Raw genomic sequence first — 14,782 nt, forward strand, 5'->3', positions numbered from 1 at the left:
ATGTTCAAGGCATCAGGATTTGGTTGCGATAGCGGGAGTGTGTGTCCTACCATTGCCCATAAGGACAGCAGGGTGACTGGATGACCACCAGTGCGGACACATCGCAATCAATGCAGCATGTCAGTTTTCTGACAGGTGGCGGTGCCATGGACGCGCTGTTCCGTTCGATGGACTGGACGGGCACGCCCCTTGGCCCACCATCAATGTGGCCGCTGCCACTCAAAACGCTGGTCGGCGTAATGCTGGGTGCCGATCAGCCGATGTTCGTTGGCTGGGGACCGGACCATATTCTGCTCTATAATGACAGCTACGCCGCAATACTGGCAGACCGTCATCCGCAATCGCTGGGGCGAGCATTTTTCGACGTCTGGCCCGAAGTGCGCGCCGATCTGACACCCCTGTTCCAGCAAGTATCCGCCGGTCAGGCAATCCATATGGACGATATCGAACTGTTTCTCGATCGCCCCGGCAAACCAAATGAAGCCCATTTCACCTTTTCCTACACGCCCGTCCGGGACGAAAGCGGGGCGGTTGCCGGCCTGTTTTGCGCGTGCATGGAAACATCCGTACAAATCCTCGCCGAGCGCGCCCTGCGCGAGGCGGAAGCGTCGGAACGCAACCGATTGTGGGTTCTGACGGAAGATTTGCTGGCACGGGCCAATTTCGAAGGGCACATGTCCGCCGTCAATCCGGCCTGGACGACGCTTCTTGGCTGGCCCGAAGCGCATCTGCTGGCTACCCCTTATTTGAACTTCATGCATCCTGATGACGCCGACATTTCCTTTGCCGCTATCGAGGCAATGGCGCGAACAGGCAAGCCGACGCGGTTCGAGAATCGCATTGCAACCACAGCCGGGGAATGGACATCCATTGACTGGACGGTTTCGCCAGAACCAGGCGGCCTGAACTTCATCGCCATTGGCCGGGATTTGACCGATGCCAAGCATGTGGAGCGGATGAAAACCGAGTTTGTGGCAACCGTCAGCCATGAATTGCGGACGCCGCTGACGTCCATCACCGGGTCGCTGGGCCTGCTGTCGGGTGGCGCGGCAGGCGCTCTGCCCGATCGCGCAGCACGGCTCTGTTGCAAAGATTGGCGGCAGTCAGAGGTAGGCTGTCGCTCTGCGCCGATCAGGCGGCTGCTGCGAAATGGTGGTTGAGCATGCCCATGGCCTCCGTCAGCGCCGAGGGCCCAATGCCAAAAGCTCTCTCCACAAGGCGCACCTCGCCCCTGATGCCGGGCTGCAGGCACCAGGGGCGAGCCTGTCCTTTGCGCAGGGCTCGCATGACTTCGAATCCCTTGATCGTGGCATAGGCCGTGGGGATCGATTTGAAACCGCGCACCGGCTTGATCAGTATCTTGAGCTTTCCGTGATCGGCCTCGATCACGTTATTGAGATACTTCACCTGCCGGTGGGCCGTCTCCCGGTCCAGCTTTCCTTCGCGCTTCAATTCGGTGATCGCTGCACCATAGCTCGGCGCTTTGTCGGTATTGAGCGTGGCAGGCTTTTCCCAGTGCTTCAGGCCTCGCAGGGCCTTGCCCAGGAACCGCTTCGCTGCCTTGGCGCTGCGGGTCGGCGACAGGTAGAAATCGATCGTGTCGCCCCGCTTGTCGACTGCCCGGTACAGGTAGGTCCACTTGCCCCGCACCTTGACGTAGGTTTCATCCAGGCGCCAGCTCGGATCAAAGCCACGCCGCCAGAACCAGCGCAGCCGCTTCTCCATCTCCGGGGCGTAGCACTGGACCCAGCGATAGATCGTCGTATGGTCGACCGAAATGCCGCGTTCCGCCAGCATTTCCTCAAGGTCGCGATAGCTGATCGGATAGCGACAATACCAGCGCACCGCCCACAGGATCACATCACCCTGGAAATGGCGCCACTTGAAATCCGTCATCGTTCCGTCCGTCCAATCTCCGCCAAGCATGCTCAAGCTTCACGATTTTTGCAACAGAGCCCTGCAGCGCGGGCACGTGGCCGCAAACTCGGCCGGCAACTGGGGGAGCGACCCAAGTCGGACCGCCTCGCGCCCAAAGTGTTGGCGCATATCGCTGAGGGGCGGAGCTATCGCTGGATCGCTCGCGACCTGGGACTCAGCAAGAACACGGTCGCCGGGATCGTGGCTCGCGCACGGGGTAACGTGAGCCCTGATGTCACGGTGACGACATGACCGGGGCGTCTGGACGGCTGCGTCCCGATCCCCGGCGCAAGGCGCGGTTTCGCGAAATCGCCCGAGGCATTGTCGCCAAGGATCGCTACAATCGGAAGTACGGGATCGCCGTCGACACTGCTGGCGCCATCGCGCAGGCGCTAGAGCGCGCGTACCGCGATGGAGTCCGGGACGACCCGGCCGCAGCCGTTCAAGCGCCCGAACAGGATGATGCCGGCCCGCTGGAATGGGCGTTGATCCCACCACGACCGCGAGATGCCTTCTGGAGTATCTGCCTAGGGTGTCATTTCGCCCTCAGCCGGAACCGACCCCCCTTTGATCTCCACCGACGCCTGGGGCGCGTTGGCCGAGTAAAGCGGTCGGATCGCAACCACCTGATCTAGTTTCACGCTGAGGGCGCTTTTGTCGGCGAGCGTGAGCGTAACGAGGCAACCACCTTTCACTCCTACGCTCGTGATCCTGCTGTTCCGCACGAAACCCGGCCAAGGCTTTGCGACGGCTGTGCCGCGGGTCAGCATGTCCTGGACGAACTTCGACGCACCCGCGGCGGTTCGTGGTTTGGCGGGCACCACCTGCTGAGCCGCCACGGGCGCTGCGCTTCCGAGCGAAAGTGCGTAGATCAATAGGTCAGGACGATGGGGCATCAGTGAACTTTAGCCGACCTTAGTCCTGCGTGGCGATAGGCGGAGGCGGCGCGGGCGCCTGATGCCGGGCGGGAAACAACGGCACGCCACCCCTATGATGGCCGTAGCCGTAATCACCTACGTCGAGCTGGAGAAGGCAATTCGCATAGCTCTCCGTTCCAGGCTGGAAGCCGTAGCTCGCACACGCCGCCCGATGGCGAGCGGCCATTTCTCGCGGACTGACGCAGCCAGAAAGCACGAGCGACGTCGAGATGGCGAGAAGCTTGAAAGCGTCACGCACCATTGTCCTGGTCCAAACAAGGGCGGAACCCAAGGGGAAGAGCGCCGCGCTGGACGCAGAATGAACCAGTCCTCGTCAAAAGCCAAATGCCATTGTGGCCGGGACTCGCGATGGGAAAGCGGTCGACGACAACGCCACATTAACCTTCTTCCTTCACGGTGGAAGCCGGACCAACCCCGACGCGAGCGTGCATGTCGCTTTTCCTCGATCAAACGTTTGCGAGCACCGGGTTAGCTGCGATCCTATTCGGGGCTGTTGGTCTCGGCTGCGTGGTGAGCTGGCCGCTCCTACCCTCGCGCCGGGGAGCGCTCATGGTGCAGGGCGCGGGCGCGGGCGCATTCGCGCTTCACTTCGCGCTGATCGGCGCGCCTACCGCTTCGGCCGCATGCGTTCTTTCCCTGATGCAGCTCACCGTCGCGCTGGTGATTCGTGACCGGGTTGCCAAGCTCGCGCTCGACGGCGCGACGTTGCTCGCGCTGCTGTTGCTCACCGTGGCGACCTGGCATGGAATCCTGTCCGGCCTTGCCGCTTGCGGCGGTGCATCTTCTTTCATTGCGCGGACCCAGCGATCAACGACGCGGATGAAGATCGTCTTTCTCGTGGCCGCGCCCTTCTGGCTGGCCCACAATCTTCTCATTGGCGCACCGTTCGCCTTGGCCGTTGATCTTGTATCGGTCGCGGGGAATCTGCTCGGGCTTTTTGCCTTTTGGAAGCGGGAACAGCGTCAAGCGGACGGGCCGCGCAGCCTCAGCTATCCGGCGCGGCTTTCCCCACGTCACGCTTTCCGCTCTGGTCACCTTTCCCTCGGCAAACTCGCGATCTCAAAGCGCGCGCGCGCGTTACAGGGAGTCCAGATCCTCACATGACACAGGTAATATACGCGCGCCCACTCCCGCCGGCGCGTTCGATAGCTCAAGTAGGCGGAAAGCAGAGCTGGAGCGAGCTACGGCCGGCGAACCTTGACGACGCTAAAGCTTTGGTACGCTTGAAGATCGCCCTCGCTCGCGAAGCGGAACATATGATCTTCGATGTCCGGGATCGAGGGGAACTCCTGCGCCGCACAACTGCCGAACTAAACGCCGCCGTAGCCGGCGAGCGAGGCATCTTCGTCCTGCAACGCATAGGCGACCTCGTCGGCTACATAGATGTACGGAGCGTGTGCATCGAAGGCGCTGCAGAATTTGCCTCTTTTAATCTGGCTATCCGGACACGGTGGCAGGGACGTGGGCTTGGAGCAAGCCTGGTGAAGTCCGCCGAGGAATGGGTACGTCGCCGTGGCTTGCTCTTCCTGATCTTCCACGTCGCTGTTCGCAACGACCGGGCGTTCGCATTTTATGAACGGCTTGGCTATACCGTGTGCGGAGATGTTGTGGCAGCCAATAAAGAATCAGGCGTTATTGGCGATTACTACGCGATGGGCCGAATGCTCGATGCTGATGCTGAGGAGGATGCGTTAGCGTGATGCATAACTATCATCCCGCCTTTCCAGACTGACTCTGATCGTACAGCGCACCGTCTCAGCGGCCTTCACCGCTGCCTTCTTGCAACCCTCGATCGCTTCGCGGTTGGCCGTTACGATCCTGTTACCGGCGATGATCGCGCTAAACGCGGTCGGGCTGGCGCTCTGCATCATGCGCTGACCCGCTTCCCAACGAGGCAAGTCGAGCGTCCGCGCCGCCATGCGCTCGGGCCATTGCCAGCTCGCCGGCGCGATCTCGCGCGCGACGAGGCCCGGCACGATCGCCCACCCGCAACGGCACCGTCGCCATCGATCGGGTTACCTATTCGGTGCCTTCCCGCCTCGTCGGACGGCGCCTCAACGCGCATCTCTTTGACGATCGCATTGAGCTCTTCCTCGGTCCGGACAGGGTAATGTCCACGCCGCGTGTGCGGATCAGCCATCCCCACCGGGGGCACAGCATCGATTTCCGGCACATGATCGGTAAGCCGCGCACCGACACCTCATCGACGCGACTGTCGATCCCGAACGCTTCCGCCGCTCAATACCGTTGCGGATGTGCTGGCTTTCGCCCGCGAGAAGATCGCCGTTCTGACCGGCATGCCCGGCGATACGATCAAGCTCGACCTCAAAATGGGGGTGTAAATCTCATTTGATGGATGTGATCGCGGTCATTCGTCAGGACGGCCAAATAGACGACCGAAAAACCCCCTCTTGGATTCCGTGGGGCCGGGTCCGGCCAGCAGTCCGATCACTCGGGCTTGAGCCTCACGCCGTTCCTCATCCGATTGATCGAGGCGACGACGAAGGTCGTCGATCGTGCCGTCCCGATCGCGCAACTGTTCCAAGGCAGCATCAAGACGAGCCTGTAATACATTGGAATCTGACCCGTTACGGGTGTCAGCATTGCCGTTGCGTAGCGTTTCAAATGGTGTTTCGGTTACTGGTGCGGCTGACTTGGGAGGATACACCCGGTGCAGTTCGACTGGCTCAATCGAGAAAGAACCGTCATCCTTCTTTGTCGCAGAAATTCGACCACTATTGATGGCTCGCGATATGGAAGCCTTGCTAATACCTGTCGCCTTTGCGGCTTCTCCGAGGGTGTAAGCCATTTTATCCGTCCCTGTTGCGGATCGTTTCAAAACGTGATCCGCTAACTGTTAGCAGAAACGGTCAGGTGGCGAAATGGTCAGACTCTGCCCCACTTGGTGGCACACCCCGTAACCCATTTCGTCCAATCTGCCTTGAGGGCATCCCCTACCAATTTACGGCGCTGTTCGGGGCGGACGCGAGCATACTGATCCGCTAGGCGCTGTACGGAGTGACCACCGCCTAGGGCCATTCCGATTGCATGAAGCTCCGGGGTCTTGAACTCGTCCACCTGATCGTCGGCCGGCCAGCGTAGGGTGTCCGAAACCGATAGCCGAGAAGCCGCCGAGGCGATGAGGCTGGCGGTGTCGACGATGGTTTCTGTCGTCCCTTCCCGGCGGGCCTTTCGGCCGCTGCTATGGCGTCCTGCCTCATCGGCCGCGGCGTCAGTGGCGTCGTCGTCTTTAGGGGTGAAGGTCAGGGTGACGTGGGTGATCTTGCCCCGCGCCCCGCGCTTTTCCGACCAGTCCATCGTGAAGGCAGCGAGCTGATCGATTTCGGCTTTGCCAGGTGTCAGCACCAGACGCCGGAAGTCGGAGAAGTTGGGCATCGAATTAGAGGGTGCGCCAAGCCGCTCCCGCAGCTCATCGACCGTTCCGGACCATGTGGGGCTACGCCGTCCAGCCAGCAGGCAACCCATCTCATAGAGGGTGATCGCATACTTCGACCGGAAGGCGAGCAGAGCCGCCCGGTTGAGGCGAGCGTAGTAATCGCTCCCCTGTAGGATTGCCCTAGCCGGTGCCGTGAACTCCCACTCGACGGTGGCCCGGCCGTCTTCGGCATGTTCGTTGAGCGTCCAGGCAAGCAGGGCAGCGGTGAGCGTCGCCGCACGCCCTTGCGCCGAGGTCGAAGGCATTTGGAACTTCACATCCATCAGCTCATCGAGGGTGTCCTGGATCCGATCATTGGCGTTGTGGGTGCCTCGCAGATCGCGCTTGGCGATGACATGTGATCCCGGTCGCCACGCTTCACCGGCAGCTTTGGCGATTAGAAGGGCTAGGGTCTTGCGGGCCGCCAAAGAGGGTGACGTACCCGCGCCGAACCGTGCTTCGATGAACTCGCCAGCTTTGACGATGGCATGACCGTCACGAACCGAGATCGTGGAAGCCGCCTTCATCGTGCGGCCGATAGGAAGGTCGTCGAGCACAGCATGAGCTTAGCCAGTTACGACATAAGATCAACGTCAATGTCATAGATCGCACAGTTACCCCATTCCTCACGGGGCACCCGATCCGTCGTAACTGAGCACCCCATTTGTCGTAGGTGCTCACCCCATTTGTCGTAACTGAGCACCCCATTTGTCGTAGGTCAGGCCATTTTTCCTATATGAATCAACAGACAAGCAACCCCTGAATCATAGAATCAATAGAATCTAGAATCATCGCGCACGCGCGAGGCTGGCGTTGCATGATGACAAGCGGAATCGGCCTTCGGCCGATGCACCGATGATGCGTGCCGGCTACGCCGTCACAGGGGCGGCCTACCGGCCGCAGGCTTGGCGAGGAAGGAGTCGGGGCGAAGGCATCGTGCCATCATTCGCCGGTCGTCACGCGGCGAGGGGGTTTGCCGTCGCGCTCGTGGACAACGATCGCAGACACGCCGGAGGCGGCGATGCGATCGATCAGGCGATCGGCCTCCTCGTACTGGTCGCTGGGCCAGTCGCGGGCGACGTGGACGCGATCCCCGCCGATTTCCAGCGTCAGGTGCGAGATTGAGGGATCGAGGTCGAGCAGCCGCGCCATGTCCGCCTGGGTATCGAGCGTGACGCGCCGGAGATCATGTCCGGTCATGATGAGCTGCCAGGTGCGGGTGCGATCATCTAGGTTCATGGCAGCAGCCACCCGGTGTAGGATTTGGCATCAGGGTTCGCGCCGAAGCACCAGTATACCCCGTCGCGCTTCTCTCGCTTCCAACCGTGATCCTTGGGACAGGCGGCAATGGCGGGGATGGTCTGTTCGCTTGCCTGATCGATGCGGCGGGCGAGCTTACCGTTGACGGTGTTGGCCCAGCTCGCCGCAGCCGTTTCATCACGGGCGCGGGCATAGCCTTGCGCCTCGCCGGCCCCGTTACCCAGGTAGTAGCCGTAACCCCCGGCAATCGGCACCAGCAGGGCGAAGCCGGCGAGCGCGCCGTTCCACCACCTGTCCCACCGGCGCCGGCGCTGCTCATGGGCGCGGCGATCGGCGGCATCAGCCGCAAGACGATCGGCCAGGGCGGCGTGCGCGGCCGTGTCAGCGTCGATCCGACGTCGCAGGGCCTCTCCCGCCCCGGCAAGGCCGTCCGTGGCTCCACGACGCGCGCCAGCCTCTGCACGGGCCTCCAGGGCGGCAGGATCGACCAGGCGGGCCGCTATGACCTTGTCACGGGCTTCCTCGTCCTCGGCGCGCTGTGCGTCCCTGGCGGCGGCATCGGCAAGGCTGGCGCGCACATCGGCCACCAGATCGCGCAGGGTACCAAAGCCGGCGAGGACGCGCTGGATGTTGGTGTCGAGGTGGGAGAAGAAACTGTGCGCCTGGGCGGCGTCGGCGACATCGCGCGCGCGACCGGCGGCAGAGGGTGGCGGATCGGGGGGCGTGTCGAACTCGGCGGGATCGAACCTGCCGGCCGGGGCATCGGTTCGGCTCCCGCCACGAGCCATTCCCTTTCCGCGTTCCCGCTCGTTGAGCTGGCGGGCCTGTTCGAGCAGGCGACGGGGGTCGTCGTCGCGGTCGCGGTCCATCAGCGATCCTCCCCGGGCAGCGTCCATCCCTCGAACGGTTTGCGATCCTGATCCCGGCTGATGCGGTGGGTCAGTTCGGAGACGATGCCGGCGAACCGCTTGTCCTTGCTGGCGGCGTCGATGAGCAGTCCGCCCAGGATGATCTTGCGGCGGGTATCGAGACGACGGCCCTCGGCAGCGACACGGGCATTGAGCGCGTCGAGACGGGCCTTGGCCTGGTTGACCCGTTTGCGAGCCTGTTCGATGGCTTCGGGTGTTGGTGCCGCCATACCTTCTCCGCGTGAAAGCACGATAACAAAGCGAGCATAGCTCAAACCAACAAACGAAACCACCCGAGACGACGATAGGAGACAAGGGCGCACTTTAGCATTACTGCGTAATGCGTGCGGCAGGGATACCCTGCACCCATGTCGCGATGCGACAGCGGGGCCTCCGCCCCACACCCCGACCAGCGCAACGCCGCTGGACCACGTTGGAGAAGGCAGGCGCGACGATGGCGATCTACCATCTGGCGGTGAAATCGGTGTCGCGCTCGACCGGGCGCAGCGCGGTCGCGGCTGCGGCGTACCGGACCGGCGCTTGTCTCGAAAACGAGCGCGACGGCCTGGTGCACGACTACACGCGGCGGGGCGGCGTCGAGGACGCGTTCATCGTCGCCCCGGAAGGCGCGGAGTGGGCGCAGGACCGCTCCGCGCTGTGGAACGCGGCCGAGGCGGCGGAGAAGCGCAAGGACGCCAAGGTCGCGCGAGAATATGAGCTGGGGTTGCCGGCCGAGCTGGACGCCGGCCAGCGCCGCGACCTGGTGCGTGCTTTCGCGGAGGATATCCGCAACCGCTACGGGGTGGCAGTGGATGCCGCGATCCACGCCCCGCATGATTACGGCGACGATCGTAACCACCATGCCCACGTCATGACGACGACGCGGGTAGCGGAGGCGGACGGGCTGGGGGCGAAGACGCGCCAGCTCGACGTGCGCTCGACGGCCTCGGTGGAGGTGGAGGCGATCCGCGAGCGGTGGGCCGGGATGGTCAACAGCGCGCTGGAACACGCCCAGGTAGCCGAGCGGGTCGATCACCGCAGTTACGAGCGTCAGGGGCTGGATATCGAACCGACCGTGAAGATGGGCCATGCGTCGGCCGCGATCGAGCGGCGCGCGTCGGCCGAGCAGATCGCGGCCGGCAAGGAGCCGCACGCCGTTACCCCGCGCGGGCAGATGAACGAGGCGATCATGGAGAAGCGGGGGCTGGGCTTCTACATCGAGCGTGGTCAGGAGCGGATACGGGAGTGGTCCCACCAACTCCGCGAGCGTGCCGATCTAGCGATGCAGGGCATGTCCAGCTTGGTCCAGGGCGCAGCGCGGGCGATGCGATCGGGGCTACAGACCAGCAGCGAGGGCGGGTTCGGGGCGGTGCCGGCGCTCGACCAGTCACCCCAGCGCGACCAGGTGCCGGCGATTGAGCTGGACCAATCGGGGCAGCGTGGGCGGGATCGGCAGCGAGAGCAGGAGCTAGACCGTCAGCGTGGACGTGACGGGCCGGATATCGGGTTCGGGCGGTAGGGTCGCCGCCGAAGAATCGTTTTCGGCAGAGTGTAAGGTAATACTTGACAAATGTCAGGAAATGCCTTACAATGTGTCTATGATTAAAACATACACCAGCAAGGCGCTCGAAGCCTTCGCCACCAAGGGAGATGGCTCAAAACTTCCCGTCCAGAACCACAACCGCGTTCGCCGCATCCTGCTCACGCTAGATGCTGCCACGAAGCCCGAGGACATGAATGTTCCGGGCTTTCGCTTTCATGGGTTGAGCACCAAGCCCAAACGATATGCAGTCGATGCCAGCGGCAATTACCGGGTCACATGGGCTTGGGATGACGGCAATGCGATCGACGTGAATATCGAGGATTATCATTGAGGAGGGGCAAGCCCCTCCTAAAAATCTGTCAGCCAATGCTTGACATGTAAGGCTTTAGTTTACATATAGAGCTTATACAGAGACGCATGATGATCTGGGATCGGCCCGGACAGGAGACAGATGATGAACCAGCTCGTATCCGGCCTTGCCCCGATGCACCCCGGTGAGCTGCTGCGGGAGGACATTCTGCCCGCACTCAACAAGCCCAAGGCGGAGATCGCCAGGCTGATCGAGGTGTCGCGGCAGACCCTCTACGATATCCTCGCTGAAAAGCAGGATGTCACCCCGACTATGGCGCTTCGGATCGGCAAGCTAACCGGCACCACGCCCGAAATGTGGGTGAACATGCAGCGCAATTACGACTTGCGTGTGCAGGCAGTGAAGGACGCCGATATCATCGCGCGTATCCCTACGCTCGAAGCGGCGTGATCCCTTTATCAAAATTGCAGAAGGGCGGGGGTAGCCGCGGGCGCTCTGCCTCATTCATCGTCAGCGCCGCTTCGTCAGTCGGTAGGTCGAGTAGGGCCGAACGCTGTCGGGCGCTGAGGATATGGCGTCTCGGCATGCACGGCTTGTCCCCATTGAACAGAAGTCTGTTTTGGACAACACTGACCCCACGCAAATCAAGGCTTTTCGAGGCCTAATTCCAGAAGGGTTCAATTGGGACAGCGCGCCGCCATCTACGCCAGGGTTTCGACAGCCGACCAGTCGTGCGAACGGCAGCTCCGCGACCTGGCCGGCTTTGCCGAGCGTGGCGGCTATGAAGTGGTCGAGGTCTTCCGCGAAACCGCGTCGGGCATGAAGGCCAACCGTTCGGCGCGGGCTGAGGTGATGAAGCTGGCGCAGGCACGCCATATCGATGCGATCCTCGTTACCGAACTCAGTCGCTGGGGGCGTTCGACCCAGGACCTGCTCGATACACTCAACCGGCTGTCGGGCTGGCGCGTGTCGGTGGTCGCGATGAGCGGCATGACGTTCGAGGTCGATACGCCGCATGGGCGGATGATGGCGACGATGCTCGCAGGTATAGCCCAGTTCGAGCGCGACATGCTGAGCGAGCGGGTCCGCTCTGGCCTTGCTGCAGCGGGCTCTGTTGCAAAGATTGGCGGCAGTCAGAGGTAGGCTGTCGCTCTGCGCCGATCAGGCGGCTGCTGCGAAATGGTGGTTGAGCATGCCCATGGCCTCCGTCAGCGCCGAGGGCCCAATGCCAAAAGCTCTCTCCACAAGGCGCACCTCGCCCCTGATGCCGGGCTGCAGGCACCAGGGGCGAGCCTGTCCTTTGCGCAGGGCTCGCATGACTTCGAATCCCTTGATCGTGGCATAGGCCGTGGGGATCGATTTGAAACCGCGCACCGGCTTGATCAGTATCTTGAGCTTTCCGTGATCGGCCTCGATCACGTTATTGAGATACTTCACCTGCCGGTGGGCCGTCTCCCGGTCCAGCTTTCCTTCGCGCTTCAATTCGGTGATCGCTGCACCATAGCTCGGCGCTTTGTCGGTATTGAGCGTGGCAGGCTTTTCCCAGTGCTTCAGGCCTCGCAGGGCCTTGCCCAGGAACCGCTTCGCTGCCTTGGCGCTGCGGGTCGGCGACAGGTAGAAATCGATCGTGTCGCCCCGCTTGTCGACTGCCCGGTACAGGTAGGTCCACTTGCCCCGCACCTTGACGTAGGTTTCATCCAGGCGCCAGCTCGGATCAAAGCCACGCCGCCAGAACCAGCGCAGCCGCTTCTCCATCTCCGGGGCGTAGCACTGGACCCAGCGATAGATCGTCGTATGGTCGACCGAAATGCCGCGTTCCGCCAGCATTTCCTCAAGGTCGCGATAGCTGATCGGATAGCGACAATACCAGCGCACCGCCCACAGGATCACATCACCCTGGAAATGGCGCCACTTGAAATCCGTCATCGTTCCGTCCGTCCAATCTCCGCCAAGCATGCTCAAGCTTCACGATTTTTGCAACAGAGCCAGCGTATCGAGCCGGGTACGTTGCTCTGACGTCAGCTTGTCGACCAGGCGGCGATGGACGTGCGCGGCGACTCGCGTGCGGACCCGTGCGATATCGCGCTCGAGGACGGACAATCCCGGTAACATCACCTTGAACTCGAGCAGCCATGTCGCGGCTGCGTCGAACAGGGCCGACGGTCGATCGGTGCCCGTCCAGCACAGCGCATACAGGAAACGATGCAATCGGAACGCGACGCCGGGATCGGAGAAGACTCGGTAGCCATAATGAATGCGGATGCGCGGGCCGTGCCGCCATCGTCCCTTGGTCGCGCAATATCGCGCCATTAGTTCGGCCGATCCGTCGATCGCCAGTTGGTCGCCAGCAAATCGCGTGACGGACGCAGGTATTTGCGCCGGATCTTCGAGAAAAGTGCCGAGCAGCCTCAACGAGCCAAGCTGCACCGCGACACCGAGCCGGTTGTGGTCGCCGCGGTGTGCGCCGATGAACGCCCGGTCCGCATCGTCGAGATGAAAGTGCCGCGCCAGCTGTTCCGAGGTCGGATCGCCTACGAAGCGACCATATCGCAGTGCCTGGTCGTCCGAGAGAAAGCTGACTGGCACCGCTTCACGCTATGCCGCTGCCGCGGATCTGGTCCCGCGCTTGGCCAACAGTTCGCTGGCCCGCTCTCGCGGCTGTCCTTTGGCGTCGACATAGGCATAGAGTGTCGACACCGATACTCCGAGCTGGACAGCGACGTCGCGCGCGGCATTGTCGCGGTCTGCCATCAACGCCATTGCGGCCTTCAACTTCTGTTTCGTCATCACCCGTGGCCGCCCGCCCGCGCGGCCACGGGCCCTGGCCGCAGCCAGCCCTGCCATCGTGCGCTCGTGGATCAGGTCGCGCTCGAACTCGGCCAGGGTTGCGAAGATGCCGAACACTAACCGGCCCGTGACGGTCGTCGTATCGATATCGCCGGTCAGCACCTTCAGGCCGACGCCGCGCTTCTGCAGATCTCCGACCAGCCCGACGACGTGAGGCAGCGACCGTCCAATTCGGTCGAGCTTCCAGACAACAAGAGCGTCGCCATCACGCATGATATCGATTGCCTTGTCGAGCCCAGGCCGTTCGGTCGTACGGCCCGAGCAAACGTCGTCGAAGATCCGGTTGCATCCGGCACGATCGAGCGCATCACGTTGCAGATCGAGATTCTGCTCGCCCGTCGACACCCGCATGTACCCGATCAGCATCGACGCCCGCTCCCTCTTGCATCAATCTATCGAACGATGGGTTTACCGGCTATAGGTTTCTGGACGGGTAGATGTGAGATTGAAGGCCGTCCAGTGGGTCGATCGCGTTCGTCGGACCGCTTCGCATCAAACCGGGGTTTGTTGTGACGTTCAGGCAAGGCTTTTGTGGATGCCACCGGTGGAGCATGGGGGAAAATCTCTTGCGAGCGAAACGTGATGACTGACAACGACGACCACCAGGATGTCGCGGACCTGCCGCCAGAAGATAAAATGGGCTTTGCTGTTCCGAAGACACCGACCCACTCGCTCATGCTTTTGAACAGCTACATGCGGACCGACATGCTGCAACACATCCATTTGCGCCTTCATAAGATGAGGGATGAGAATGGACCTGGTTCGCCGTTGCATCATATGGCGAAAAGCCTCGAACAGGTTATCGACACCTGGGACGGCATCAATCTGTTCGAGTGCTTTACCCGAAACCGATTCTACATCGATCCGGATTACGAGTTTCGGCCGGAGCAGGATTACCTCCACGACATCAGGCTGATGAAGCATCACCTCAAATGTCACAGGAAAATGATCAAGGACCTGGATAGCTGGCGCTAACTAACCGAGCTATGCGGGAAAAGTCGGCTGATCCCTTATGTAGGTTTTCTGTTCCGTTGATACTCAAACCCCAACCAGTGCCGCCACGTCCGCCTACACAGCGCAAACGATAAAGCCGGTGGCAGCTGCCACCGGCTAGGCCGAACCCATCCCGATTTATGTAACGTCGCGGATCGCAGGCGTGTTGTGGTGGTGGCAGCTGCCACCAACGACCCCTCCCTATCTTACTTTGAGCACTTCGGCATCTAACATCGGCAAGGCAATCGGAGGGTGCTCTTGGTCATAGCGCTCACGCGCGCGGCCTTCATCTATTCCATATGCGGCACCCAGAAGCATTCCTATGAACAGCACCGGCACCATTAGCAGGAGGATAGAACCAAAGCGTGTTCTTCGACGGTAGCGCTGGGCGCGAAGCGCGTCGATTAGGGTTTCCACCGCAAGGGCAATCTGGTGGGCGTCTTCGCCAACGGATGCGAGCAAATGTTCGGCGGCCGATAGAGGGCGACTTGGCCGGTTTTCCACTTCGCTCAGATCGGAAAGGGCGAGGTTTTTGGAATGGATCAGAAGAAGCAGGGCTTCGATATGGTCATCGAGGGCGCGTGCGCCCTTCGATGACGGCGGATCAGGCCGTAGGATGTTCATCATGCG

At 61.9% G+C, this 14,782-nt stretch carries 18 protein-coding genes and 3 pseudogenes; 10 read left to right on the top strand and 11 right to left on the bottom strand.

Translation table 11 applies throughout. The features are described from left to right. Positions 1–80 precede the first annotated feature (80 nt). Positions 81–1,160 (top strand): PAS domain-containing protein, encoded by a 1,080-nt coding sequence (locus tag OVY48_RS06765; protein ID WP_313922248.1) that lies wholly within the window; start codon positions 81–83, stop codon positions 1,158–1,160. On the opposite strand, the gene OVY48_RS06770 is transcribed toward OVY48_RS06765, so the two are convergent. Next, positions 1,132–1,896, bottom strand: coding sequence for an IS6-like element IS6100 family transposase (locus tag OVY48_RS06770; protein ID WP_001389365.1), 765 nt, complete (start codon positions 1,894–1,896; stop codon positions 1,132–1,134). The two genes, OVY48_RS06765 and OVY48_RS06770, sit on opposite strands and share 29 nt — an antisense overlap. 63 nt (positions 1,897–1,959) lie before the next feature. Here OVY48_RS06770 and OVY48_RS06775 point away from each other — a divergent pair. The 3 genes and pseudogenes from OVY48_RS06775 to OVY48_RS06785 all read left to right on the top strand — a co-directional run. Next, positions 1,960–2,169: pseudogene (locus OVY48_RS06775) on the top strand (DNA resolvase); the annotation flags it as partial. 1,115 nt (positions 2,170–3,284) lie between these two features. After that, a complete protein-coding gene (locus OVY48_RS06780) occupies positions 3,285–3,959 on the top strand; it encodes a YgjV family protein (protein ID WP_313921756.1) in 675 nt (224 codons plus the stop codon). Then, on the top strand, positions 3,956–4,555 hold the full coding sequence (locus tag OVY48_RS06785) for a GNAT family N-acetyltransferase (RefSeq protein ID WP_004212923.1): 600 nt from the start codon (positions 3,956–3,958) through the stop codon (positions 4,553–4,555). The genes OVY48_RS06780 and OVY48_RS06785 overlap by 4 nt, the downstream gene beginning before the upstream one ends. Here OVY48_RS06785 and OVY48_RS06790 read toward each other — a convergent pair. Then, positions 4,547–4,831: a DUF6118 family protein gene (locus tag OVY48_RS06790; protein WP_231736497.1), complete on the bottom strand. Its 285-nt coding sequence runs from the start codon at positions 4,829–4,831 to the stop codon at positions 4,547–4,549. The genes OVY48_RS06785 and OVY48_RS06790 overlap by 9 nt on opposite strands. Positions 4,832–4,881: 50 nt before the next feature. Between OVY48_RS06790 and OVY48_RS23865 the strand changes: the two genes are divergently transcribed. Then, positions 4,882–5,208: a hypothetical protein gene (locus tag OVY48_RS23865; protein ID WP_409593005.1), complete on the top strand. Its 327-nt coding sequence runs from the start codon at positions 4,882–4,884 to the stop codon at positions 5,206–5,208. A gap of 15 nt (positions 5,209–5,223) precedes the next feature. On the opposite strand, the gene OVY48_RS06795 is transcribed toward OVY48_RS23865, so the two are convergent. The 5 genes from OVY48_RS06795 to OVY48_RS06815 form a co-directional block, all read right to left on the bottom strand. Next, complete coding sequence (locus tag OVY48_RS06795; RefSeq protein ID WP_082370061.1) at positions 5,224–5,664, bottom strand: recombinase; 441 nt, start codon at positions 5,662–5,664, stop codon at positions 5,224–5,226. A 77-nt stretch (positions 5,665–5,741) separates the two neighbouring features. Further along, on the bottom strand, positions 5,742–6,848 hold the full coding sequence (locus OVY48_RS06800; RefSeq protein WP_047167713.1) for a replication initiation protein: 1,107 nt from the start codon (positions 6,846–6,848) through the stop codon (positions 5,742–5,744). Between the two features lie 385 nt (positions 6,849–7,233). Then, positions 7,234–7,530 carry a hypothetical protein gene (locus tag OVY48_RS06805; RefSeq protein WP_047167714.1) on the bottom strand — a complete coding sequence of 99 codons (297 nt, stop codon included), beginning with the start codon at positions 7,528–7,530 and terminating at the stop codon, positions 7,234–7,236. Beyond that, positions 7,527–8,420: a hypothetical protein gene (locus OVY48_RS06810; RefSeq protein ID WP_053000203.1), complete on the bottom strand. Its 894-nt coding sequence runs from the start codon at positions 8,418–8,420 to the stop codon at positions 7,527–7,529. The genes OVY48_RS06805 and OVY48_RS06810 overlap by 4 nt, the downstream gene beginning before the upstream one ends. Next, a complete protein-coding gene (locus OVY48_RS06815) occupies positions 8,420–8,689 on the bottom strand; it encodes a hypothetical protein (protein ID WP_047167715.1) in 270 nt (89 codons plus the stop codon). The genes OVY48_RS06810 and OVY48_RS06815 overlap by 1 nt, the downstream gene beginning before the upstream one ends. A gap of 224 nt (positions 8,690–8,913) precedes the next feature. Between OVY48_RS06815 and mobQ the strand changes: the two genes are divergently transcribed. The 4 genes and pseudogenes from mobQ to OVY48_RS06835 form a co-directional block, all read left to right on the top strand. Next, complete coding sequence (gene mobQ / locus OVY48_RS06820; RefSeq protein WP_047167716.1) at positions 8,914–9,978, top strand: MobQ family relaxase; 1,065 nt, start codon at positions 8,914–8,916, stop codon at positions 9,976–9,978. After that, on the top strand, positions 9,941–10,333 hold the full coding sequence (locus tag OVY48_RS06825) for a type II toxin-antitoxin system RelE/ParE family toxin (protein ID WP_231635459.1): 393 nt from the start codon (positions 9,941–9,943) through the stop codon (positions 10,331–10,333). Before mobQ ends, OVY48_RS06825 begins: the two co-directional genes overlap by 38 nt. Positions 10,334–10,453: 120 nt before the next feature. Continuing rightward, on the top strand, positions 10,454–10,762 hold the full coding sequence (locus OVY48_RS06830) for a HigA family addiction module antitoxin (RefSeq protein ID WP_037447531.1): 309 nt from the start codon (positions 10,454–10,456) through the stop codon (positions 10,760–10,762). Positions 10,763–10,993: 231 nt separating this feature from the next. Beyond that, positions 10,994–11,449: pseudogene (locus tag OVY48_RS06835) on the top strand (recombinase family protein); the annotation flags it as partial. Positions 11,450–11,473: 24 nt separating this feature from the next. Here OVY48_RS06835 and OVY48_RS06840 read toward each other — a convergent pair. The 3 genes and pseudogenes from OVY48_RS06840 to OVY48_RS06850 form a co-directional block, all read right to left on the bottom strand. Then, positions 11,474–12,238, bottom strand: a complete 765-nt coding sequence (locus OVY48_RS06840; protein WP_001389365.1) for an IS6-like element IS6100 family transposase — start codon at positions 12,236–12,238, stop codon at positions 11,474–11,476. Between the two features lie 60 nt (positions 12,239–12,298). Continuing rightward, positions 12,299–12,898, bottom strand: a pseudogene (locus tag OVY48_RS06845) (DUF4158 domain-containing protein); the annotation flags it as partial. Between the two features lie 9 nt (positions 12,899–12,907). Beyond that, on the bottom strand, positions 12,908–13,525 hold the full coding sequence (locus tag OVY48_RS06850) for a recombinase family protein (protein WP_015449304.1): 618 nt from the start codon (positions 13,523–13,525) through the stop codon (positions 12,908–12,910). Between the two features lie 216 nt (positions 13,526–13,741). On the opposite strand from OVY48_RS06850, the gene OVY48_RS06855 reads away from it, so the two are divergent. Continuing rightward, a complete protein-coding gene (locus tag OVY48_RS06855) occupies positions 13,742–14,134 on the top strand; it encodes a hypothetical protein (RefSeq protein WP_054434835.1) in 393 nt (130 codons plus the stop codon). A gap of 219 nt (positions 14,135–14,353) precedes the next feature. On the opposite strand, the gene OVY48_RS06860 is transcribed toward OVY48_RS06855, so the two are convergent. Continuing rightward, positions 14,354–14,779: a hypothetical protein gene (locus OVY48_RS06860; protein WP_313922250.1), complete on the bottom strand. Its 426-nt coding sequence runs from the start codon at positions 14,777–14,779 to the stop codon at positions 14,354–14,356. Between the last annotated feature and the right edge of the window lie 3 nt (positions 14,780–14,782).

The organism is Sphingobium sp. SA2 (genome assembly GCF_032227065.1).
Lineage (GTDB): Bacteria > Pseudomonadota > Alphaproteobacteria > Sphingomonadales > Sphingomonadaceae > Sphingobium.

Excerpts from the sequence above, each read along its gene's own strand:
- OVY48_RS06855 (WP_054434835.1), top strand. The coding sequence starts at position 13,742 with ATGACTGACAACGACGACCACCAGGATGTCGCGGACCTGCCGCCAGAA.
- mobQ (WP_047167716.1), top strand. The coding sequence starts at position 8,914 with ATGGCGATCTACCATCTGGCGGTGAAATCGGTGTCGCGCTCGACCGGG.
- OVY48_RS06770 (WP_001389365.1), bottom strand. The coding sequence starts at position 1,896 with ATGACGGATTTCAAGTGGCGCCATTTCCAGGGTGATGTGATCCTGTGG.
- OVY48_RS06840 (WP_001389365.1), bottom strand. The coding sequence starts at position 12,238 with ATGACGGATTTCAAGTGGCGCCATTTCCAGGGTGATGTGATCCTGTGG.
- OVY48_RS06805 (WP_047167714.1), bottom strand. The coding sequence starts at position 7,530 with ATGAACCTAGATGATCGCACCCGCACCTGGCAGCTCATCATGACCGGA.
- OVY48_RS06780 (WP_313921756.1), top strand. The coding sequence starts at position 3,285 with ATGTCGCTTTTCCTCGATCAAACGTTTGCGAGCACCGGGTTAGCTGCG.
- OVY48_RS06810 (WP_053000203.1), bottom strand. The coding sequence starts at position 8,420 with ATGGACCGCGACCGCGACGACGACCCCCGTCGCCTGCTCGAACAGGCC.
- OVY48_RS06795 (WP_082370061.1), bottom strand. The coding sequence starts at position 5,664 with ATGGCTTACACCCTCGGAGAAGCCGCAAAGGCGACAGGTATTAGCAAG.
- OVY48_RS06830 (WP_037447531.1), top strand. The coding sequence starts at position 10,454 with ATGATGAACCAGCTCGTATCCGGCCTTGCCCCGATGCACCCCGGTGAG.
- OVY48_RS06860 (WP_313922250.1), bottom strand. The coding sequence starts at position 14,779 with ATGATGAACATCCTACGGCCTGATCCGCCGTCATCGAAGGGCGCACGC.
- OVY48_RS06815 (WP_047167715.1), bottom strand. The coding sequence starts at position 8,689 with ATGGCGGCACCAACACCCGAAGCCATCGAACAGGCTCGCAAACGGGTC.
- OVY48_RS06765 (WP_313922248.1), top strand. The coding sequence starts at position 81 with ATGACCACCAGTGCGGACACATCGCAATCAATGCAGCATGTCAGTTTT.
- OVY48_RS06785 (WP_004212923.1), top strand. The coding sequence starts at position 3,956 with ATGACACAGGTAATATACGCGCGCCCACTCCCGCCGGCGCGTTCGATA.
- OVY48_RS06850 (WP_015449304.1), bottom strand. The coding sequence starts at position 13,525 with ATGCTGATCGGGTACATGCGGGTGTCGACGGGCGAGCAGAATCTCGAT.